At 51.1% G+C, this 22,633-nt stretch carries 21 protein-coding genes; 4 read left to right on the top strand and 17 right to left on the bottom strand.

Going from position 1 to position 22,633, the window contains the following annotated elements; all coding sequences use genetic code 11:
* Positions 1-57: 57 nt before the first annotated feature.
* The 7 genes from FHS19_RS07275 to FHS19_RS07245 form a co-directional block, all read right to left on the bottom strand.
* Complete coding sequence (locus tag FHS19_RS07275) at positions 58-957, bottom strand: carbohydrate ABC transporter permease (protein ID WP_183580700.1); 900 nt, start codon at positions 955-957, stop codon at positions 58-60.
* Positions 958-973: 16 nt separating this feature from the next.
* On the bottom strand, positions 974-1,936 hold the full coding sequence (locus tag FHS19_RS07270) for an ABC transporter permease (RefSeq protein ID WP_183580697.1): 963 nt from the start codon (positions 1,934-1,936) through the stop codon (positions 974-976).
* Between the two features lie 44 nt (positions 1,937-1,980).
* On the bottom strand, positions 1,981-3,552 hold the full coding sequence (locus tag FHS19_RS07265) for an extracellular solute-binding protein (protein WP_183580693.1): 1,572 nt from the start codon (positions 3,550-3,552) through the stop codon (positions 1,981-1,983).
* Between the two features lie 127 nt (positions 3,553-3,679).
* The gene (locus FHS19_RS07260; RefSeq protein ID WP_246426447.1) at positions 3,680-5,356 is read right to left on the bottom strand and encodes a response regulator; all 1,677 of its coding nucleotides are present in this window, start codon (positions 5,354-5,356) and stop codon (positions 3,680-3,682) included.
* Positions 5,356-7,155 (bottom strand): cache domain-containing sensor histidine kinase, encoded by a 1,800-nt coding sequence (locus FHS19_RS07255; protein WP_183580690.1) that lies wholly within the window; start codon positions 7,153-7,155, stop codon positions 5,356-5,358. The genes FHS19_RS07260 and FHS19_RS07255 overlap by 1 nt, the downstream gene beginning before the upstream one ends.
* A gap of 369 nt (positions 7,156-7,524) precedes the next feature.
* Complete coding sequence (locus FHS19_RS07250; RefSeq protein WP_183580687.1) at positions 7,525-8,859, bottom strand: sensor histidine kinase; 1,335 nt, start codon at positions 8,857-8,859, stop codon at positions 7,525-7,527.
* A gap of 1 nt (position 8,860) precedes the next feature.
* On the bottom strand, positions 8,861-9,547 hold the full coding sequence (locus tag FHS19_RS07245; RefSeq protein WP_183580684.1) for a response regulator transcription factor: 687 nt from the start codon (positions 9,545-9,547) through the stop codon (positions 8,861-8,863).
* Between the two features lie 389 nt (positions 9,548-9,936).
* On the opposite strand from FHS19_RS07245, the gene FHS19_RS07240 reads away from it, so the two are divergent.
* Both FHS19_RS07240 and FHS19_RS07235 read left to right on the top strand, forming a co-directional pair.
* Positions 9,937-10,980 carry a DJ-1/PfpI family protein gene (locus FHS19_RS07240; RefSeq protein WP_183580681.1) on the top strand — a complete coding sequence of 348 codons (1,044 nt, stop codon included), beginning with the start codon at positions 9,937-9,939 and terminating at the stop codon, positions 10,978-10,980.
* A gap of 43 nt (positions 10,981-11,023) precedes the next feature.
* On the top strand, positions 11,024-11,701 hold the full coding sequence (locus FHS19_RS07235) for a DUF2306 domain-containing protein (protein ID WP_183580678.1): 678 nt from the start codon (positions 11,024-11,026) through the stop codon (positions 11,699-11,701).
* Positions 11,702-11,797: 96 nt separating this feature from the next.
* Here FHS19_RS07235 and FHS19_RS07230 read toward each other — a convergent pair whose 3' ends face one another.
* Entirely contained in the window at positions 11,798-12,340 is a 543-nt protein-coding gene (locus FHS19_RS07230) for a P-loop nucleotide/nucleoside kinase family protein (RefSeq protein ID WP_183580675.1), read from the bottom strand.
* Positions 12,341-12,520: 180 nt separating this feature from the next.
* Here FHS19_RS07230 and FHS19_RS07225 point away from each other — a divergent pair, with 180 nt between their 5' ends.
* Entirely contained in the window at positions 12,521-13,084 is a 564-nt protein-coding gene (locus tag FHS19_RS07225; RefSeq protein ID WP_183581491.1) for a restriction endonuclease, read from the top strand.
* An 89-nt stretch (positions 13,085-13,173) separates the two neighbouring features.
* Here FHS19_RS07225 and FHS19_RS07220 read toward each other — a convergent pair whose 3' ends face one another.
* The 6 genes from FHS19_RS07220 to FHS19_RS07195 all read right to left on the bottom strand — a co-directional run bounded on the left by FHS19_RS07220 (position 13,174) and on the right by FHS19_RS07195 (position 18,769).
* Complete coding sequence (locus FHS19_RS07220) at positions 13,174-13,986, bottom strand: formate/nitrite transporter family protein (RefSeq protein ID WP_183580672.1); 813 nt, start codon at positions 13,984-13,986, stop codon at positions 13,174-13,176.
* Positions 13,961-14,311, bottom strand: coding sequence for a nitrite reductase small subunit NirD (nirD, locus tag FHS19_RS07215; protein WP_183580668.1), 351 nt, complete (start codon positions 14,309-14,311; stop codon positions 13,961-13,963). The genes FHS19_RS07220 and nirD overlap by 26 nt, the downstream gene beginning before the upstream one ends.
* 15 nt (positions 14,312-14,326) lie before the next feature.
* Positions 14,327-16,732 (bottom strand): nitrite reductase large subunit NirB, encoded by a 2,406-nt coding sequence (gene nirB, locus FHS19_RS07210; protein ID WP_183580665.1) that lies wholly within the window; start codon positions 16,730-16,732, stop codon positions 14,327-14,329.
* Between the two features lie 237 nt (positions 16,733-16,969).
* Complete coding sequence (locus tag FHS19_RS07205) at positions 16,970-17,461, bottom strand: VOC family protein (protein WP_376771823.1); 492 nt, start codon at positions 17,459-17,461, stop codon at positions 16,970-16,972.
* Between the two features lie 300 nt (positions 17,462-17,761).
* On the bottom strand, positions 17,762-18,286 hold the full coding sequence (locus tag FHS19_RS07200; RefSeq protein WP_183580659.1) for a DUF1572 family protein: 525 nt from the start codon (positions 18,284-18,286) through the stop codon (positions 17,762-17,764).
* Between the two features lie 51 nt (positions 18,287-18,337).
* Positions 18,338-18,769: an NUDIX domain-containing protein gene (locus FHS19_RS07195; protein ID WP_183580656.1), complete on the bottom strand. Its 432-nt coding sequence runs from the start codon at positions 18,767-18,769 to the stop codon at positions 18,338-18,340.
* Between the two features lie 572 nt (positions 18,770-19,341).
* On the opposite strand from FHS19_RS07195, the gene FHS19_RS07190 reads away from it, so the two are divergent.
* Positions 19,342-20,253, top strand: coding sequence for an AraC family transcriptional regulator (locus FHS19_RS07190; protein WP_183580653.1), 912 nt, complete (start codon positions 19,342-19,344; stop codon positions 20,251-20,253).
* A 103-nt stretch (positions 20,254-20,356) separates the two neighbouring features.
* Here the strand turns inward: FHS19_RS07190 and FHS19_RS35875 are convergent, their stop codons facing one another.
* The 3 genes from FHS19_RS35875 to FHS19_RS07175 form a co-directional block, all read right to left on the bottom strand.
* Positions 20,357-20,524 carry a hypothetical protein gene (locus FHS19_RS35875; RefSeq protein WP_512699187.1) on the bottom strand — a complete coding sequence of 56 codons (168 nt, stop codon included), beginning with the start codon at positions 20,522-20,524 and terminating at the stop codon, positions 20,357-20,359.
* Between the two features lie 201 nt (positions 20,525-20,725).
* The gene (locus FHS19_RS07180) at positions 20,726-21,403 is read right to left on the bottom strand and encodes a DUF3995 domain-containing protein (protein ID WP_183580650.1); all 678 of its coding nucleotides are present in this window, start codon (positions 21,401-21,403) and stop codon (positions 20,726-20,728) included.
* A gap of 11 nt (positions 21,404-21,414) precedes the next feature.
* On the bottom strand, positions 21,415-22,473 hold the full coding sequence (locus tag FHS19_RS07175; RefSeq protein ID WP_183580647.1) for a hypothetical protein: 1,059 nt from the start codon (positions 22,471-22,473) through the stop codon (positions 21,415-21,417).
* Between the last annotated feature and the right edge of the window lie 160 nt (positions 22,474-22,633).

Below are 22,633 nucleotides of genomic sequence, written 5' to 3'. Positions count from 1 at the left end.
TATACCTCCATAAATATGATATTAATCATCGCGGCCAATAAAGGCACCTGCCCTTGTCTATCCTTTAATGGAGCCAATCATGACGCCTTTGACAAAATGCCGCTGCACAAATGGGTACATAATCAAAATCGGCAAGCTGGAAATAATGATGACCGCGTACTTGATACTTTCCGCCAGCAGTACCTTATTCTCCAGTCCGACGTTGCCGTCAACGGCATCGGTTTGGCTGATCAACAGGATTTCCCTCAGGACGAGCTGCAGCGGATACCGTCCTTCATCGCGAATATAGATCAGGGCATTAAAAAATGAGTTCCAATGACCGACGGCATAAAACAGCACCATAACGGCCAGAATCGGCTTGGACAAGGGTATGATGATGTTGACCAACAGCCGCCAGTTGGAGCATCCGTCGATATGGGCGGCCTCCTGCAGCTCCCAAGGGATGCTGCTCTGAAAATACGTTCGCATGACGATCAGATTGTACGTGGAGATCGCTCCCGGAACGATCAAGGCCCACATCGTGTCCAACATTCCCAGATTTTTGACGAGCAAATAAGTAGGGATCAGCCCGCCGCCGAAAAACATCGTAAGCGTGATGATGACCATCAGCACTTTCCTGCCCGGCAGGTCGGGTCTTGACAGCGGATAAGCCGCCAAAATGGTCAGGATCATATTGACGATCGTGCCGACTACCGTATAAATGATCGTATTCATGTATCCCGTCCATATTTTTCCGTTATGAAAAATATTCGTGTACGCGTCCAAAGACACGCTTTTCGGCAGCAGCCATACTTCTCCGTTCAGCACCTTCGCCGGGTCGCTGAACGAAGCGCTGATCACGAAAATGAGCGGATAGAGCACGATCAGAATGATGAGCGATGCGATCGTATACACGATCGCATTGAACACCCGCTCATCCCTGGGTCTGCTGATCACAGCAGCAGCTTGTTTAGACATGGCGCATGGTCCTCCTTTACCAAAGGCTCGTTTCCGACGTTTTACGCGCAAACCGGTTCACCAATAGCAGGAGCACCAGGTTAATGACCGAGTTGAACAGCCCGATGGCCGCGGTGTAGCTGTACTCTCCTTTGAGAATACCGGTCGTATACACAAACGTAGAAATGACATCGCTCGCCTCAAGGTTCAAATTGTTCTGCATCAGTAAAATTTTCTCGAATCCGATGTCCATAAAATGTCCGATGTCCAGGATCAGCATGATCACGATGACGGGAACGATGCCCGGCAAGGAGATATGCCACACGCGCCGCATCCGGGAGGCGCCGTCCATCTTCGCCGCTTCGTACAGCTGGGGATTGATCCCGCTGAGCGCGGCGATGTAAATGATGGATTGCCAGCCCATGTTCTGCCATATGTTTGAGCCGATGAAAATCGTTTTAAACCAGCCGGCCTCCTCCAGAAAACGGATCGGCGAACCGCCGAATGCCTCGATCAGCGAGTTGATCGGCCCCGTCGTGGGCGAGAGGAATACGTTCAGGATGCCAACGATAACGACGACGGAAATAAAGTGCGGAATGAACGTAATATTTTGCAGCAGCTTGCTGAACGACTTACTGCGAATTTCATTGACGATCAGCGCCAGCACGATGGAAATCGGAAAAGCGATCAGCAGCGAGAACAGATTGATCGACAACGTGTTCCACAGCAGCCGCCCGAAATAATACGAATCGAAAAACCGCTCGAAATGATCGAAGCCGACCCAGCTGCTGCCTATAATTCCTTTGGCCGGGTTGAAATTTTTAAAAGCAATTTGCAGACCGTACAGCGGCCCGTAATGAAAGATCAAATACCAGGCGATCGGCACCAGCAGCATGAGATACAGGTCGTACCGCTTGACCATCTGAATCCATATGCGTCTCCCCCGTCTTGCGGAAACCCGGGATGGAGCGGCCGTCGCCTGGACTTGCGCGCTCTTCATAACCATCTACTCCTTACCTCATGACGAAATATCATCCAATTCCATTACTTTTCCATCTTGTCATAGGCTGCTTGATACAGCTCCTGAAGCTTGTCGAGCTTCATCTTTTTCAGCGTAGACTGGAACTCATCCCACTTATCAAAGCTGAGCGCACCGGCAATGAATTTCGTGCTCTGCTCTTCGTAATATTTATCAATATCGTTCCGGAGGATATTGACTTCCTGGGCTGTTTTCTCGTCAAACATCGGAGCCGCATAACGGACCTTCGGCATGTATGGATCCAGCTTCTTCTGAGCTTCCTGCACCTGAGGCGGATTGATATAAGAAGATACTTTATCGCTGATCAGATGCGGTGCCCCGCCCCCTGCGTACGGCGTAATTTTCGGTTGGGTGTCCGATGTCGAGAATTCTGGCTTATAGTAAGGAATTCCGTCTTTCAACTCATAATGCTCGCCTTCTCTGCCGAACCGCAGCAGGGTCGAACCTTCGTCACTGTAGAAATAATCGATCCAGCGCATGGTGATTTCCGGATATTTATTGACAGACGTAATGGCGAAGGCACCAAAGTCACGCGGCACCGGTGCTGTCTGGGCCTGAAGTCTGTCGCCGTTCGGACCTGCTGGAGGTGCAATCCCTACATATTGGTCGGCAATTGGCAGGAAGTTGTTGTTCGTCTGGTCAAAGAAAAATCCGGCATTGCCCGAACCCTGCTTAGCCAAATACTGCGCTTCCTTCTGTGAGAACAGTTCCGGGTCGAGCAGCTTCTCTTTATACAGCTTGTTCAGGTACATCAGCATTTCTTTGTTCTTCTCACTGCCCATCCAGATGTTCACCTTGTCGTTCTCCAGATTGATGTTATAGCCAAGCTGCTGATCAAGACCAAACGATCCGCTCATCATGGTGACGACCGCCAGACCCGCCCGGGCAGTCATCGGAATTTCGTCCTTCTTACCGTTGCCGTTTGGATCCTTATCACGGAAAGCTACCAGCACATCGTATAATTCGTCCGTCGTCTCGGGCTCCTTCAGGCCCATCTTCTTCAGCCACGCCTCATTGATCCACTTCTTATCCGTGCGGGCCGCTGCCAGCGTCACGATTCCCGGGATCGCGTAAATGTGGCCTTCCGGAGTCGTGATCGCCGAGCGGATTTCCGGATATTGTTCCATCAGCGATTTCAGGTTAGGCGCATATTTGTCGAGCAGGTCTTCAAGCGGAATCAGTTGGCCAACGGCACCGTACTGCGTCGCTTCAAGCGGCGAAATGCCTGAGCGGTAAAAAGCGTCGGGCAGCTCATTGGACGCGAACAGCAGATTTTTCTTCTCCTGGAAGCCGTCCGTCGGCGCTTCGGTGAAGTCCACGTGCACATTGCTCTTTTTCTCGTAATCCTGGAACACCGGCATGTCCTTGAATGGACCGTTCACCGGGGCGATCCGGGTAAACATGTTCAGCGTGACGGGTTCTTGGGTTAGCGGAAACCCGGTCTCATTAACCGTTGCTTCGGACGAATCCGCTGTCTTGGCTTCGGATCCCGATCCGCTGTTAGAGCTGCAGCCCGAGAGCAATAGAGCGGAAACGAGCGCTGTGCTCAGCGCATATTTACCCCAAAGTTTGTTCATGATTCTATGACCTCCGTTTTTATGTAATTGGGAACAGTTGAAAGCGTTTCCCTTGGTGCATGTGAGTATTATAATTCACCCGGCATGACAGCAAATTCTACTTATTTGACTATTTACTCCACATATTTTACGGTTTCGACCGCTGTCGCTCCGGACGGAGGCTCTCCACATAAGCATGCGGCGTCATCCCGGTCAGTTCCTTAAATACTTTGAAAAAGTAGTTATATGTCGTAAAGCCCACTTGGCTGCTGATCTGTTTAACCGAATATTGATTGCTCTCCAGCAGCTTTTGCGCCGCGTCGATGCGTATGCGGTTCACGTATTCCGAGAAGTTGCACTGCGTCTCCTCTTTGAATAAACGGCTTAAATAAGAGGGATTGAGCCCGATTGAAGCCGCCACCATCTCCAAGTTGATGTAGCCTTGATACCGCTCCAATATAAAATGGATAGCCTGCGAGACATGCCGGGAATAACTGCCCCCAGCACGCTGACGCTTCAGTAAATTCAGCAAGGCGGTGAAGTAGGATCTCAGCCATTCCTCAAGCTCATCCATGCTGCCGATCCGACCCAGATCGCTTCGCGGCGGGAGTTCGGACATGGCGGCTTCTGCCGCAGGCGTGGAAATTGACTTTTTCAGAGCTTTGTCGCCAGCGTGCAGCAGCTCGCTGACAATCATCTGCACCGCAGGCGAATGAAGCGGCTGATGACATACAGAACCGCAGACGGAGGCGATCAGCTGCTGAATCCTTTCCTGGTCCAGACTTTCCAGGGCAAGAAGCAGTTGTTTCTGTTCCTCAATCGTCAAGGCAACGCGAAGATGCTGCTCGTTCGGTGTTTCTTTTGCAGCTGGCTCGTTAAAGCTCACATGTTTGGATTGTGTCCCGGTCTCCACAGCAGGAGAGGCATCGAGCGCCTTTTCGGCCGATTTATAGCTCATCCCCAGCTGTATCCAACTTGCGCATGGATGCCCAACCGCATAGACGGATTTTAAATTCAGCATCAACTCCAGCGCATGCTGAACTTTGCCCATCCAGCGGTGCGCCTCGCTGCTGCCGGCATGCTCGCTGCGCTCCTTGAACGCAAACACGACGATCAGCCGTCCGTTCTCCACGTAAGCGGCCGTCCGTTCATGGATATCTCCAAGGCTCTGCTGCATCACATCGACCGCCTGCTGTACCAGCCGGTTCGTTTGGCTGTCGCTGAACGACTCCGTCAGCAGGAGGAACGGAATGATCTGCAGTACCGCTGCCGCATAACGGACAGCGCCTGGATACAAACCTTCCAGCACGCCCGTAGCATCAAGATTACCTGTCCCTTCCCTGTTCTCTCTTACCAGTTCTGCAATGCGGTTTCTGATAAAAACGGGTTTCATCGTCTCCGCCATTTTTTTGCTCGCCATTTGTCCTTCCTGCGCCCGGTCTTCTGCCTGTAAATCCTTAACGGCTTTGTTCAAAACGTTCAGCAGCAATGCCTCGTCAAGCCGGTGCTTGAGCAAATAGTCGACTGCCCCGTTTCGCAAGCACTCACGGACATAATCGTAATCGTCATAACTGCTGAGCATGATCGTCTTAACCGCCGGATACCGCTCACGGAGGATCCCTTGGAGCTCTACTCCGTTCATCTCCGGCATATTCACGTCGATAATAGCGATGTGGGGCGGCGACTCCCCGATCATCCCCAATGCCTCCGTCCCGCTGTATGCTTCGCCGATGAACTCAAATCCGTGCTTCTTCCAGTTGAATAACGTTCGAATGACATTGCCAATTAACGGTTCGTCGTCGATCAACAGTACTTTAAACATCATCAGACCACCTCCTGATCAGATTGACCGCGGTTACGAATTTGCGGAAAACGAATTTCCACCTTCGTATACAGACCCGGCTCGCTGTATAAGCTCAAACCGTACGGTTCTCCAAACATTCTCACGATCCGCTCGTTCGCATTCCGTACGCCCATGCTGCTGAAGCGCGACGGCGTATCCTCTCGTCCCGCTGCTCCAAGAAGAGCGTCGATCTGGTCCTGCGTCATGCCCCGGCCGTTGTCCGTGACTTCGATCCGCAATTCTTGATGCTCCGCATAGACCCGAATCAGGACGAAGCCCCCTTTCCCTGAAGGACCGATACCGTGCATAATGGCATTCTCGACAAGAGGCTGGAGCATCAGCTTCAGCACACGGCAATCCATCAAAGCGTCATCTTCGATCTGCGTATGCACCTCGATGGGCTCCAAATATTTGTACTTCACGATGGATATGTAGCTGTTCACATAGTCAAGCTCTTCGCGCAGCGTCAAAAATTCGTTGGAATTCCCCAGTAATCCCCGCATGAGCTCAATGAGCGAACCTGATACTTCCTCGATATTGGGTACTCCGTTCAGCTTGGCCAAGTACTTGATCGTATTCAGCGAATTGTACAAAAAGTGCGGACGGATCTGCGCCTGAAGGGCGGTCAGCTCGGCCTCCCGCTTCTTCTTCTCGCTGTACCGGATGCCTTCCATCAGCCGTTTCAATTCGTCGACCATGCTGATGAACACGCGGTACAGCTGTCCGATCTCGTCCTTCGAGTGAATCTCTGTTCTGGGAAACGACAGATTACCGTCCTTCACCTGCATCATCATCGATCTGAGCCGCCGGATATTTAGCGTGGTCCGCGAAGAGACCTGGTGGGAACCGATCAGGATGACGATGAAGACGATAATCGATACCTCGGTCATCAAGTTACGGATTCGGGTCGATTCGCTAAGTAACGAGTCAAGCGGAATCAGAGCCAGCGTGCTCCAGCCCGTGTATTCGGAATGGCGGCTGACCACGATGTAGGACCTGCCGTTGATTCTCTGCTCCACCACGTCGTTATCACCGGTAAGCTTGCCTTTGATCTGGACGATTCTTTCCAGCGGAGGCGCAAAAGAGGATGGAGCGGACTCGGATTGATACACATAGCCGTTCTGCTCATCAAGAACATACAGCATGCTGTCTGCAGTCGGTTTGACCCCGTATGTTTTTTTAATAAAATCGTAGTCCAAGTCGACCATGACGATGCCGACCGTCTCGCGGTTATAGCGAATCTCTCGGCCGACAGTAATGGCATCCACGGTTCCTTCCGGCTTAAAATACGCATGGCGCGACCCGTTGTGCAGCATATAGTTCAGCATCGGGGTTCCCAGAACGCTCCGGTCCATCCAAGGACCCCCGGTGAAAAATACTTTTCCGTTCAGACCGACGACCGCCATACGGGAAATATAGGGCTTGTACTGAATCAGTCCGGATAAAAACTCCGTAATCCGCTTCTGTTCCTGGAACCATTCATAACTGGGTTCCTCGTTCGGGCTCATGATCGTCTGGATCACCGTATTTTTATTGGTTACGACAACCGTGTTCAGCCGGTCGATCTCCTCCAGCATCACGTTAAGTGATTCATCCGCCTGCCGGATACTGTCCGAGACGGAAGTAACCGCGTTATGCTTGATCGTTTCGCGCATATTCACGTAGACAATGGCAGTTACGGAGACGATGGACAGAAATGTGATCAGGCCGAAGGCCATAAAAATTTTCCCTTGGAAACTCGTTTGCGGCCATAGCCATCTTCGAAGCGTCGATAAATTCATATTATACCACCCTTATTAGTGAGTTTTAAATTCGTTTCTGTATCGCGATGGACTGGCACTTTGTTTGCAAGCGCTTCCCAATCCTTAGAAAAATATGCTCTTGTTTCTCTAAGGTTACAGCTGGATGACATGGTAAGACTTTGTACTTACGCAACAAAATGACAACTTTTAACCTGAGCGAGGTGTTTCTTAACTGGGGAAAATTTATACATATTATATATAGGAAAACAAAATATTGTCGAGTCAACCTGACATATTGCCAAATCAGGGCTATCCGAAAGATAGAAACTGCCGTATATACGTAAAAAAAGCCGGTCGCCCTATGGCAGTGACCAGCTTATCTGAATGCGTTATCCGCTGTATGCTACATCATGAAATGTGCGCGTCTGCAGCTGGAATCCAGCCCGTCAGCCGTGCGCCGCCTTGCGGATCGTTGCTTGCCGTGAGTTCGCCTCCATGCTGCCGAATGATTCGCTGTGATATGGTCAAACCCAGACCGCTGCCTCCGGTCGAACGGTTTCTGGACGCTTCCCCGCGGTAGAGCGGTTCGAACACGCGCTCCAGCTCTTCCGCCGTGAACCCCGTCCCATTGTCTCGGATCATGAATGTGATTTTGCCTTCTTCCTTGTTACATCGGACGTCAATCATCCCCCCGTGCGGGGTGTGTCTTACCGCATTATCCAGCAGGTTGCTCAGGGCGCGCTCTAATAGATGCGCATCACCGCTGACGATGCAATCGGCGGCCAGATGGCTTTTGATCGCAATGCTTTTAAGTCCGGCACTGGGACTCAAGCTGTCGATCGATTGCTGGAGTACAACCGGTAAATCGATGGGCGCCTTGTTCAATGGACGATCCCAATACTCCATTTTCGTAAAAGTAAAAAGGTCTTCCACCAATCGATCCAGCTGCGCCGATTTTTCCTTGCATACCGCTACATACTTTGAAATTTTCTCCGGCGTTTGGGCAATGCCTTGCTCCAAGCCGTCCAAATATCCCCGAAGGGCGAACAACGGAGTACGCAAATCATGCGCGACCGCAGATATGACAAAGCGGCGTTCTTCCTCCAGCTTTACCTGCTTCCGGTATGACGTTCGCAGCCCTTTTACCATCACATCAAACCCATCCCCAACTTCAGCGATTTCCGTAATTCTGGACCTCGGTAACCGCACCTCCCAATCGCCTGAAGCGATTTGTCTGGCGGCCCGGCTCATCTTCTCCAGAGGCTTCAGCAGAAACCTCCGCATTTCGATTCCAACGATGAAAAAGGCGAGCAGCAATCCGGCGAACGCCGATATCATCGGCAGCGTTTTGGACTTGGGCAGGTAAACAACCACCCTTCCAAGCAGATGACCGTTCTCCATGACCGAGAACCGCTCGGTTGATCGCAGACCACCTTCACTTTCGGCTGACCGATAAATCTCCTCACCGGAATCTGATATGATGACCGCATCCAGCTTGGATTGATGCAGCTCGCTAAGCAGCTGGCCTTGCCAATTCGGATCCCGCCATTGGCCCGAGCCCGCCTCGATCATGTGAACGGCCTCGGTTATATGTCTCTGCATACTTTCATCGTACGGCTGGTTTGATCCGATGTTTAGTGAATGGGTTTCCAGGAAGTGCGCCGCAACGTAGAACACCCATGGCACGAGCGTGATCATAAATAAGCAGAGTATCGTAAACGTGCGAATACGAAGTGTTTTCATCTTATCCTCCCTCGAAGCGATACCCTACTCCCCATACGTTGACCAGGTATTGCGGATGATTTGCATCAACCTCTATTTTCTCACGAAGCCGGCTAAGATGAACCCGAATGGTATGCCGGTCACCGATCCCTTCCCAAAACTTGGCAAGCAGCTGCTCATAGGAAAATACATGCCTTGGATGTTCGGCGAACAATCGCAGCAAATCATACTCCTTCGGAGTGAGCACGATGCTGAGCCCATCCACAAACACTTCCCTGGTTGACAAGTTTAATTGAATCCGGCCGTAATCTAGGATCCTTTCATTCGTCTGCTCCCGTGAAGCGGTGCGCCGCAGTACGGCTTTTACTCTGGCAACAATCTCTCCCGGTGAGGCCGTCTTCACGATATAATCATCGCCGCCGAGCGTCAGCCCCCGAATCTTGTCCACGTCATCGCTGCGCGCGCTCAGAAATAGGATTGGAACGTCGCTAACCGCGCGAATCCGGCGGCATAAATCAAACCCGTTTTGTCCCGGCATCATAATATCCAGAATCATGGCGTGAACCGTATTCCGTTCGAATGTGTCCCACGCCTCTGCCGTATCGCAGGCCGTGATCACGAGAAAATTGTCATTTTCCAAAAAATCTTTCAATAGTTCGACGATGCTGGGATCGTCGTCTACAACGAGTATCGTATGGCTTCCGCTCATGTACATCCCACCTTCGCATCCTAGTTTATCATCTTTTTGGTGAAGAGCTAACCGCCCTACCCATTTTGTGATGCAATGTTTATCGTTTTGTGACACTTTTATTTCTTCATTTGAGATATTCATTTGATAGGATGTTGTTCGTGAAGGAGGTTGACCATGGAAAACAGCAGTGTTTATGTGTTCAGTGCATTGTTTTGCATCGCACTTTTATGTTTTTTGGCGGTTCGGATCTATTCCATTCGTCACAAGTCCGGAAACAGAAGCCGGGAGGATAACATTGACTGGATCCTCAAAAACAGGATGGCCAAAGGTGAAATTGACAAACAGGAATATATCCGGCTTAAGGACTTGCTGAGCAAATAACGACGAAAATGTAGGAGGATATATCGATGATAACCGTTCAAATCGTTCTTTTTGATGGCTTCGATCTGCTGGACGCCTTGGCGCCTTATGAGGTTTTTAGTGCCGCGGCGATGATGTCCAGTGATGCGCTGGAAGTAAAGCTTGTCACCGCCGAAGGAGCAAGAACCGTGTCCAGCGGCACCCAAGGTTTGCCTATTGCAGCGGGCGGCAAGCTGGACCCGGATCGTGCGGGAATTATACTCGTTCCCGGCGCAGCCGGGGATGTCGAAGGCGACGGTCCCGATTCCGTTCCAGCCATACTGGCACGAACCGCAAATACGGAATTGACCGTCAAGATCAGGGAAGCCCTTGAAAGGAAAGATGTCATTGTCTCTACCGTATGCGGCGGATCCTTGGTTTTGGCCATGGGAGGCTTACTGGAAGGGAGACGCGCCGTTACGCATCATCTGGGCATGGAGGTTCTTGGAGCAACCGGTGCCCTGCCCGTCAAGGCACGCGTCGTTGACGACGGCAATTTGGTTAGTGGCGGCGGCGTGACATCGGGGCTCGATGTCGCCCTGCATTTGGTTGAACGAGAGCTTGGGCCCCGGATCGCGCACGCCGTCGAGCAGTTGTTCGAATATGAGCGGAGAGGTACCGCGTGGCGGGCGCAGGGGTTGGTGCCGAACTCGGAAAAGGCCGAAACAGACAAGGAATCGAACCTTGTACTGAGTACTGAAACGGTGAATCCACCTTCCCCTCTCCTGCAAAACACATCCGAACGAACAGGGCCCGTATTCGACGGAGAATGGGAGGTGACCATTGCAACGCCCGTGGGCAAAATGGATGTCAAGCTCTCAATCGCTACAAATCAGGGGGAAATTCACGGAACGGCCACCCAAGGGGATGAATCGGTCAAATTTATGAATCCCGTTATTCAAGGCAACAGGCTGACCTGGTCCCAGCAAGTGACCAAGCCGATGCGTTTAAACTTAAAATTCGAAGTGACCGTCGACGGAGACGAGCTGAACGGCACCGCCAAAGCCGGCGTACTTCCGGCTTCCAAGGTCGTCGGCAAGCGCTTGAAATAGACTTTCAACAATGATATGAAGAGTTTCGGGGGTTGTGAATGAAGTGAACAAACGAAAAATCTTATATAGTTTGTTAGCCTGTCTCAGTATTTTGTTTATCCTTTATGCTATATTGGAAAATTATATTATCGATCCCGGAGCGGAAGGCTTTTTAAGCCATAAAACCGGTCTAAAACGTGAAATTCACCTCCCCGCGTGGTTAAGCGTCATGCGAATACACGTTGCTTTTGCGTGCATTGCCATGGCGGCTGGGCTTGTCAATTTTTCCAACCGCATCTTTCAAAAAAGCCGCAAATTCCACCGGATCAATGGATACTTATATATGGTATCGGTGCTTCTTGTCGTTATTACTTCCGGGTATATGGCCCCTTACGCCACAGGAGGTAAAATGACGAGCATGGCTTTTAACGCGCTGAATTTAATCTGGCTGTTCATTACGGTGACGGCACTCGTTCAAATCAAGAAGAAACGGGTCATCCGGCACCGCAACTGGATGATTCGAAGCTATGCCTTTTGTTTTACGAACCTGTTGATTCATCTGATCACGTCCTTCTTCGATCAAGGCTTCGGGTTTGAATACGCTTCGAGTTATACCGCCGGCGTCTACGGCTCGATCGTGCTGCTGCTGATTGTTCCAAATATTCTGATAAAAACGATGGGGCCTTTGAGAGATATAGAGGTCAACAATGCGATCAAAACTTCCACTTTCAAAGATCTATAATCAATAGCACGAACTGAAAGTATTTCATCGTGAACAGGCTGCCGTTACTTACGGCGGCCTGTTGGCAATCCGCTGGATGAGAGCGCATTGCTGCCCTCACTCATGTTCTACAACAATTTCTCCTTCCCCCTGAGGCTCTTCGAACGAGTTAAGAAAATTGTTCAGCGTCTCCTCGGTAATAGGAAACGCGGCATTGGCATCGAAACGGTGGCTTCGGACCTTAAGGCGTTTTCGCAACTCATCAGGGTGCACTTTCAAATAAATTAACTTCCACTCCCCTCCCCAATGTTCAATAAGCCGTTTATAGTCATCTCTCGCAGAACGGCTCCAAAAACTGGAGTCGACCACAACCCGCTTTTTGTCTTGAATAAATGAAGCTAGCTTTGTTCGCAAGCTTGCATGTGCTTCATCCAGGTATTCTCTGTATTTTTCAACCGGATAATCGATTCCGTAACGGCCGTGCATATTCCACACCTCCTCGTCGATAGAGAGACGGGCGAACCCTTGTTCCTCCAATCTTTTAGAAAATGTAGTTTTCCCGGAACCGGCGATTCCGCACATCAGCACCACTAGAGTGGAATCGCGATCACGATCCCCTTCCCAATCCAACCATTCATCGATATTCAACGTATCGGTCATTTATCGATCACACCCCATGTTTTAAGTTGTATATACTTACTCTCTCACGGTCATGAGCAGCCGGCAAGTGATTTTAAATGACTTCCTTCGTTGACGCGATTTTGATATAGTGGATAGGAACAAACATTCGGATATTTGGAGGAACCTAATTTGCCTACTACCTTGGATACAACAACCATCATGATCGCCGGGCTGGTTGCCCTGCTCCTCGTCCTATTCGTCATACGTTTGGTCAAAAACCGGAGAAAAAGGATCCGCCGGGAGGCGAATCCTCGCAAGATCACCATCAAGGATATCGATTTAATGGCGGACGGCTCCGAATTTGAGCTGTATCTCTTCCGGCTGTTTCACGAGCTTGGCTACAGGGAAGTGTATCAGACCACGGCCAGCAGGGATTTCGGCGCCGACTTAGTTTTTACGGATCAGAACGGACTCAGGAACGTCTTACAGGCCAAACGCTACGGGAACAGCAATCCGGTCGGCATCGGCGCGGTTCAGGAGATTTATACTTCCATGCGTTACTATGAAGCTGAACGGGCAATCGTGCTGACTTCCGGCAGATACACCGAAGCCTGCCGCATCCTGGCGGCCGTGAACGGGGTGAAGCTGTTGGACAGGGAAGATCTGGAGAATCTGATCGTTCTATTCAAAAGCCGCCGTTACGAGGAAGCGATGGCCATCATCGAGGAACCTGCGGAGACCGAAGAGCCAACGTGGAAGCCGAAGGCCAAGAAAGCGACCTGATGGGGCGTACCACGCTTTCCTGCTTTCTTTCCCGCTGCACGCTTGGGGCTTTTTAAGAGCAGGCTCACCGCGTTGATTACTTCACAACCTTAACTTGCAGACCTTTTGCTTTGCGGCAGAGTTTCGATCTCCACCTTCTCTTTATCTTTCGTCATATACCAATATGCAAGCCCTACGAACACGCTGCCGCCGACCATATTGCCGAGGGTCACCGGAATCAGGTTTGCGGCCAGTCCTCCCCAGGTTACCGTCTCCGGGTGAGGGATGAAGATCGATACCGACAGCAGCGTCATGTTCGCCACACTGTGCTCGAACCCGGAGGTAATAAAGGCGAACAGACACCAGAAAATCATGACCAGCTTTGCGGTCTCTTCCTTCAGCTTCATGGAGCACCAGACGGCAAGACAGACAAGCGTGTTACATAAAATTCCCCGCATGAACAATTCCATAAACGGCGCATTCATTTTAACGGCGGCCGTGCTGTTGATGAATTCGGCCGTTCCCCCTTTCGCCAATCCCGTCCATACGAAGATCGCGGCGACCAGCAAGGAACCGGCAAAATTGCCGACATAGCTGTACAGCCATATTTTAAGCGTATCGAGCCAGGTCGTCTTCTTGTTCAGCGTGCTGACTACCATAACCATATTGTTGCCGGTAAACAAGTCCGATCCTGCCATCAGAACCAGGCTCAAGGCGATGCCAAAGCTGGCTCCCATGACGATCTTCATGGCGGGTGCGTGGACCGGCGCGAGCAGTCCGCCGATCGTAAAGATCAGTATAATGCCGAGACCAACGAACATTCCAGCAAGCATGGAGGATACAAAGTATCTGCCTATACTCCGGTTCATGAGGCTAACCTTGTTTACCCCGGCGGTTTCAACGATCTGGATGGTGTTTTTCATGCTCCTTCAGTCCTCCAATATAGACGTAACCGTCAATGACCGCGGTTTCGTAGGTCTGGATGCAGCCGTCGTCCGGCTTTTGCACTTCCCCTGTCGTCAGCGAAATTTTCCAGTCGTGCAGCGGACAAAAGACAAATTCACCCGACACGATTCCCTCAGCCAGCGGACCGTTCTTGTGCGGACACCGGTTGCTTACCGCCCGCACCTCCCCGTTTGACAGCCGGAACAATGCAACCGACTCATCGCCAACGCGTACCTCCTTGCCAATCTGCGGCTTCAGTTCCTCCAGCCTCATTACTTTCACCATTTCTCTCGTCACGCTCATGCGCCTTCCTTCCCCTTATGGTCTCTCCACGGTATACATCCGGCGGCGTTCTTCGTCTTCCAGCGCGGCCGACCAAGCTTCGCGATACGTTGTCTTCGCAAGCTCGAAGCGGCTGGCTAAACCGGCAATCTCCTGCTCATTGCTCAGCATTTGGCGCACCCAATCCGTGCCCATCCGCTTCACCCATGGAGCGGTGCGTTCGCCGTAAATGCCGGTTTCCCGGTACAGCTGTACGTAGGCTTTAGCCAACAGGATCACTTCGTCCTCTGTCGCCACCGTCGTCAGGCTGTCGCATTCCCGGACCTCGGTGCCGCCGTTTCCGCCATAATACAGCTGGTATCCGTTCTCCACGCAGACGACGCCAAAATCCTTCGTCAATACCTCGGCACAGTTTCGCGGGCAGCCGGTCACGCCCATTTTCATTTTGTGCGGCGTATCGACCATCTCGATTTCCTGTTCCAGCCGGACGCCAAGTCCTAACGAGTCCTGGGTGCCAAACCGGCAAAATCTCGAACCGACACACGATTTGACGTTACGCAGCGACTTGGAGTAGGCGTATCCCGAACGCATCTCCAGCTCCTCCCAAACGTTCGGAACGTCTTCCTTCTGTACGCCGTACAGCCCGATGCGGCTGGCGCCTGTAATTTTCACCAGCGGCACGTTGTATTTCTTCGCCACTTCGCCAAGGCGGATCAAATCCTCCGGTGTCGTTGTTCCGCCATACATCCGCGGAATGACGGAGAATGTGCCGTCCTTCTGCATGTTGCCTTCCATTCGTTCGTTGACATATCTGGATGCCTTATCGTCGGCATACGTCTCAGGATGCAGCATCCGCAGATAATAATTCAGTGCCGGACGGCACTTCGAGCAGCCTTCCTCGGATGCAAACCCGAGCACGATGCGCGTCTCCCGCGGCGACTGCAGGCCTTTCTCGCGAATTGCGGCCACCACCTCATCGCGGGTAAGCGTCGTGCAGGCGCACATGCCTGCCGCCTTCTGCGCCGATGCGTCAAATTTGTCGCCCAGCGTGTGCGCAAGAATCGCCTCGACCATGCCGCGGCATTTGCCGCACGAGCCTCCGGCTTTGGTCACAGCCTTTACTTCGTCGAACGTGGTCAGTCCGTTCTCGAGAATGGCGCCGACGATGCGTCCCTTGGTTACGCCGTTGCATCCGCAAATCGTTTCGTCCGCACTGATCGACGCGACATCGAGCCCGCCGTCTCCCCCGGCTTTGTGGAGCACGGAGGCGCTCGTATATTCCTGTATGTCGCTGCCTTTCTTCAGCAGGCTGAACAGCCGGGTGCCGTCGGAAACCTCCCCGTACAGCACGACGCCGACGATACGGTTATCGCGAACCAGGATCTTTTTATAGGATCCGGCGACCTCATCCTGCACGACGATGGCTTTCGTGTTCGCATCGGCATGGATTTCTCCGCCGGAAAACAGATCGCATCCCGCTACCTTAAGCTGCGTGGACAACACGCTGCCCGCATAACCTTCTGTTGGCCGGCCTGTAAGGTGATCCGCAAGCACGATGCCCTGTTCATACAATGGCGCTACAAGCCCATAGGCAATGCCGTGATGTTCGGCGCACTCGCCGACGGCATAAATCGACGGGTCCGTCGTCTGCATCAGGTCGTTGACTTGAATCGCCCGGCCAACCGCCAGTCCCGCATCCCGCGCCAGCGCTGCATTGGGACGGATGCCGACGGCCATGACGACAAGATCGCATTCGACGTTCGTTCCGTCTTCAAACCGAAGCCCTTGTACTCGCCCGACACCATAGATTTCAGTTGTTTTCTTTTCCATCAGAAACTTCATGCCCTGGGCTTCCAGGTCCTGCTGAAGCAGCTTTGCCGCTGCCGCGTCGAGCTGCATTTCCATTAAGTGGGGCAGCAAATGAACGACATGAACCTCCATCCCCTGGTTCATCAATCCGCGAGCCGCTTCCAGGCCAAGCAGTCCGCCGCCGATCACAACCGCCTTTTTGTACTGTTTAGCCGTTTCCAGCATCATTTTCGTATCTTCAATGGTGCGGAATCCGACGACGCCTTCCAGTTCATGTCCTGGTACTGGTAAAATAAATGCGCTGGATCCGGTCGCGATTATCAGCTCGTCATAGGGGACAACGGTTCCCCGGTCGGTTCGGACTTCCTTCGACGCCCGGTTAATCTCGACTGCCCGTTCCTTGGACAGCAAATGTATGTTATTGGACCGATACCAGTCCCAATCGTTAATCGTGATTTCTTCAAACGTCGTTTTCCCTTGCAGCACAGGGGACAGCATAATGCGGTTATAGTTGGGGTACGGTTCATCCCCGATCATCGTTATCTCGTAGCGGTCGCGGTCCCGGCGGAGAATTTCCTCGATACACCGCGCCCCCGCCATCCCGTTGCCTATCATCACCAATCGTCTGCTCATAAACACGCCTCCCGTGCAACCTTGTGAAATCAATTACATTTACATCGTAACGGATATGGGAGGCTTTGCCTGTGAAGTAAATCACAGCGGCTTGGTTAAAACATAAAATTTGCGACGGCCAAGAATTTTACAGCGTTATCGTGATGACCTCCAGCTGTAAGACGCGCAATGCAAAAGGCCACCCTGATGGATGGCCTTTTCTTTGAACCTTCGTATTTACGTGGGTAAGAATAACCTCTAATTTTCATAAGCTTGCTGCAGCGCTTGGATGTCGATCTTCGATTTCGTCTGGAGTATAGCACGCATGACTCGTCCTGCTCTTGCCGGGTCAGGGTCACAGATCATTTCCGTTAATTGGCTGGGGACGATTTGCCAGGATACGCCGAATTGATCTTTTAACCAACCGCAGACCTGCGCCTTTTCGTCTCCTCCCTCGGAGAGCCTATCCCAATAATAGTCCAGCTCCTCCTGATCATCGCAATGAACGATAAAAGATATGGCCTCATTGAACTTAAAATGCGGTCCGCCATTCAGCGCAACGAAAGACTGCCCTTCCAGCTGAAATTCCACGGTCATTACGGTTCCCGCTACGCCCCTGCCTTCGCTTTCCGGTCCGTAGCGAGCGATTCTGCCGATGTTGGAATCATGGAAAATAGACGTATAAAAGTTTGCCGCCTCTTCTGCTTGCGAGTCGAACCACAGGTTTGGGGTGATCTTGTGCAATTTCATTCGCGTCATACCTCCCGGCTATAATCATTTCTATGATGATTGTAGCCTACCAAGGGAGCCTGCGTTTCTTTTCGATTGCTCAATCGGCAGCATGTATCTGAGGATGGTTCGTATTATCGACTCGCATGCAATTTCTCCAACAATCGAATATTCTATCGAATAGCCTGCTTTGGTCGTGAAATAGCTGATTGTCCGGTTGACCCGATCCCTAGTCATCAGAAATACGCCAGCCCCCTTGTACCCAACCTATGAGGAAACGAAAGGCCGCAATCATAAATGATATGAAAGACAAACCAGAGGCTACAAACCAAATGACCGCGTAGTAGCGGTCATGAACTCGCCTTTTTTCATTTTGGCAATATATATGATTTGTCCTGTATGGTAGTGGACTTCTCTGAACATCGCCATCATCAGATTCAGTGCAGTCGTTTCGTTGTTTACCTGGCTGTATGTAAGCGGCGGCCGATGGAGAAAAGGCTGGGACATTAATTGCTCTGGCTGGGATTTAAGATATTCAAGATACTGAAGCATAATGTCAAACGCTTCCTTCGCATGTTGATATGCTTCTTCTTTCGTCATCATCAGTCCCCGTTCGAATTCCTTATCCCGATCTCGTGTGTCCGGTATGTTGAAAAGAATGGTCTCGACTCGCGAATGGGCGGCCCCTCTGATATGCGCCACCAAATTTGCAATGCTGTTGCTATCCGGAGTCGGGTGCCAGACAATATCTTCCTCCGATACTTGTTCGATGGCTTTAAGCGTCCCTCTTTGTTCCGATATCAGCTTGACCTTCATGCTTTGGATAAATTCGAGTGCAAGCTCCATGTTCACACCTCTTTGTTTGATAGCCCTAAATCGTAGATCCCCTACAGATCCTTATTCGATCCATTGTCTCGGCCCCACCTTGTGAAACAACTCCTGGGTATTATTATAGCGCAGTGCTTCTTCGATCCGTCTGCATGTGAAGTCGCTAATGGGTCTAGGAAGTTCATCTCTTGAATAAAATCCGCATTCTAAAATTTCAGTCGAGCTTGGCTGAGGAGCACGGGTATCTTTATTAGCTGCAAGGAAAACGAAGTGATGGATGTCATAATCCGGATCGTAGTATACGCCTGTTAAGTTCCCGATTAGCACCTCTATACCGACTTCCTCAAACACCTCCCTTTTTGCGGTTTCCTGAGCCGACTCGTTCTCTTCCGCCTTACCGCCGGGCAGGTCCCAATTGTGTTTGCCGTAGCTGTGTTTTACCAGCAGCACTCTTCCTTCGGCATCCAGAATTACTGCCGCTGAGCCAATGAACTTTGGCATGAAAATTCCTCCGATCGGATGTAGAGACATCAAGAAAGACGTTTATTTTTCCATAATTACCCTGTTCATTGTACCAGAGCCTAAGTTCTGTAACATCATAAAAAAAACGACGCTGCCTAAATCAAATCAATTATGAATCCGCTATAATTGGCCTCTTTGCTTTTAAACTATATATAAAACTTTTATAGGACGCTTTTATTCCAAATAGTATTTAATTCACATCCCCGAGTTACCGGACGTGCGTTACCTTATTCCTTAAAATATCAGCAATTGCCCTCGGATACAGCCTGATGTCATCGAGTTGACGAATATCCACCCATTCTACGCCGATCTGATCCTGGTCGGGATGGGTTCCCTTCATCCATGCCGATTGACACGGTCATCGACGGCCCGGTTCCTGAACTTGCCGAGCAGCTGCGCGATCTTCATCGTCAATTTTATGTGCAGATTCGGTAACCCCCTTCCCCCCGACAGGTAAATGGCCGTTCTGAACATTCACTCCATCCATTCTTGCTTGATTTCAGCTCCTTTGTTATTCTTACCGTATGTTTCAACAAGGAGGCGTTTCAATAATGGATCTAGATATGCAACCCACCGGACTTGAACCGTATTTGTCTGAATTATCCGAGCGGTTAAACCAGTTCTTACAGACGGATGGATTACATGTAACAGAGATTCCTTCGCTGCACATGATGCGGGCCACGGCGGCGTCCGAACCTATACATAGCATGTATGCGCCTTCTTTGTGTTTCATTGTCCAGGGCGCCAAATCCGCAGCGCTTGGTCAAGACATTTATCATTACAATCCGACCACGTACCTCGTGACATCCGTTCATCTCCCGATCAAAAGTGAGATTACCCAGGCTTCGCCTGAGGTACCATTCATTGGGCTTCACTTGGAGTTTACGCCGGATCAAATTCTGGATATACTCCAGCAGACGGATCTGACATGGCCTGAAGAATCGGAGCCGGGAAGCGGCATATTTGTCGGCAAAACCAATTCCCAACTGCTTGATGCCCTGCTGAGGCTGGTCAAATTATTCGACCAACCTGCTGAAATCCCAATCCTGGCTCCCTTGATTACACGGGAAATTCTGTTCCGTGTTCTGCAGGGCGAGCATGGCCATTTGGTCAAACAATTTGCGGTGATCGGCAGCCAGGCGCATGCCATTGCGAAGGCTATTCAGCTTATCCATCGTGATTATTCCAAGCCGCTTCGCGTCGAGGAACTGGCCAAGGAAGTAAATATGGCCGCGTCGTCCTTTCATAAGCATTTTAAACAGGTCACGGCACTGAGCCCGCTGCAATATCAGAAGCGGATCAGGCTCCAGGAAGCGAGGCATCTCATGATCAGCGAAAAAATGGGGGCAGCCGATGCCGCTTTCCAGGTTGGATATGAAAGTCCTTCCCAGTTCAGCCGCGAGTATGCCCGATTATATGGTCTGCCGCCTAAAAGTGATTTGAAGCAAGCCTCCATCCAGTAAGGGTTGTCCCTCATTTCCATGAATGGAACATACAATGCGCCGCATGATCAGTAAGCCCCGATCTCAGTTAGATGGGGGCTTACTGTCTTCATGAAGACCCATTTTAATTAATCATGTTAATGATTTGTTCGCTGGTGCGCACCTTTCCGATTCGAGGTAAAATCGCATGGCACACATAATCATGTTCTTCCTTCGTAGATGCGGTCATCGCGCTTTCGGTAAACCCTTGATGGTATCCATGCTGATAGGCTTCAAGGGCTGTCGTATCCACGCCGATGGGTCGAGATACAGTACAGGACGATCGTATCACGATGCCGGGCGCTGAAGCTGCAAGTTGAGATTCGGAGGGCGTGATGCATCAAAGTTCTGGAAGCTGCTTACTGTTCATGAGGACTCCCACTTTTTATTAATGTCATAAATTATTTATCTGTTGAATCATAGAATCGAGGTCCCTCAACTTTCCTTTTTGTTATCAAAAACTCAAAATATCGGAAACTCCCAATACAATCGACGCAATGAGTAGTGAAGTCAGAAGCGATACGACCAAAACAAATCGAATCACCCATTGCCGGAGTCTTGGCAGCATGACCCCGGAAGCATGCGCATAGTACGCGGCTGCCAGTCCGCTTAAAATGCCCATGATCAGAAACCAGGGCTCGTAAAAGCAGAGGTCCCATATAGCAAGCCGTACTTTGTCAATAACCGCCCACCCTTGAAGCTCCAAGGGAATCGCCCCGATCAGAAACAGCGTCTTGGTAACGATCCCAGTTGTCCCATGAGCTATGAGCATGGCGGAGCTGAAAAGCGTGGGAATCAGAATGAACAGGCGCGGGATCCTTTTGTGCCTGAAATGAGGTACCCAGACGGGAAACGTGAGGCCCCAAGGCTTGACAAGTCCAAGCAGAATAAAGCCGCAGATCATGATCAACACACCCGCTCCATAGCTGGCCATGCTAAACGCTCTGGGATCGGAAAGCTGTCCATAACCGCCAATGATGCCGGCAGCCGCTTCATAAAACCGTACTAAAACGGCATAAAGCAGCGCCCACCAGAAGCCTGCATATGCGGGCCAAACCGATCGCTTGGTAAAGCGTTCAAAGGCATTCATGTCCAGGGTCGTTAAAGTATCGCTCATGTGATCTTTGTTCATGTTCGCCCCTCCTAAGGCCGATTGCAATATCCGCAAGCACCTCGGCGACGGTAATAGTATGTGACGGCAGCTATGCCGAGCGCCACTCCCCAAGGCACCCATAATATCATCGGGCCAATGCCCCCTTGAACGGCGTTCAACGGGAAACCATCGAGTGGGATGAAGTTGAAGAGGATACCCAAATAAGCAAAACTAAAAACGACGCCAGCCGCAGTGACCGGAACGGCTACGAACAGTGAGGGAATGACCGCCAGCGATATAGGCACCCTTTTACCCCCTACAAATGGGAACCAACGCGGAAACACTTCTCCCCATTTCTTGATCAGTCCAAGGGTCAACAGCCCGCCGCCAATACATAATGATCCAAACACCCATTCCGTAACATAAGCCATCGGATTCATTCTAGGAAAGTCCCGTACGAAGCTTGAGTCGACCCCTAAAGGAATGTTAAGCGCCCAAGCAAACCGGGAAACCGCATACGGAACAGGGGCTAAAGCGGCAATGACCGTTGCGATGCGCCCCAGCCTATCCATCAGCCGGCGATTCCCGCCTTCCGACCGTCCGCAATGCATGCAGGCACGAAGCGATTTACGCCGATATCCCAATCCGGCAAAAGCCCACAAGAAAGCGCCTAATATGCAGAACAGTTGAAAAAGCATTTGCTCAGTGAAAGCGAATTTAAATAAAAAGGCGTAAGCCATGCTCATGATCAAACTGATATCCGGGATCAACAAAATTAACGCGATTGCGAATCCCCAAGCATAACCTAGAATCAGCCAGCGCGGAAGAATCCGGGTCGGTTCGCCATGCATGACAACACCGACAAATACGCCGGCAATGCAGAGCATCACGAAAATCGCTCCGGCCGGTAGTTGGGGAATATAGGTAATCAGGGCGGAAAATATCCCCATGCTTCCTTGCTTAAAAGGATATCCGTTGCCCCCTAGCAGCCAGTAAAGCTGAAGTCCCCCGTAGATCAGCGACCAGATCATCGCTGCACTTCCGATCCAAGCTGGCCATCGATTCAATAATCCCCCGATTCCCTTTTTCCGTCGAACAATCACAGTCATCGCACTCACCCTTATCATGTATTTTTTGCAGAAGCGAAGGTCTACCATCTTCGGCTTCGTTCATGATGATACATGAGGGTTCATGGTTTGAAACGCTTCCGGAGGACCGTTTCAACACCCGACCGGAGATCCGTTAACGGCAGGACCGGCACGTTCGTTC

It is taken from the genome of Paenibacillus rhizosphaerae, from assembly GCF_014192015.1.
Taxonomy (GTDB): Bacteria; Bacillota; Bacilli; order Paenibacillales; family Paenibacillaceae; genus Paenibacillus_AQ; species Paenibacillus_AQ rhizosphaerae.
The sequence above is the reverse complement of the archived record's forward strand: the minus strand, read 5'-3'. Positions and strand labels throughout refer to the sequence as shown.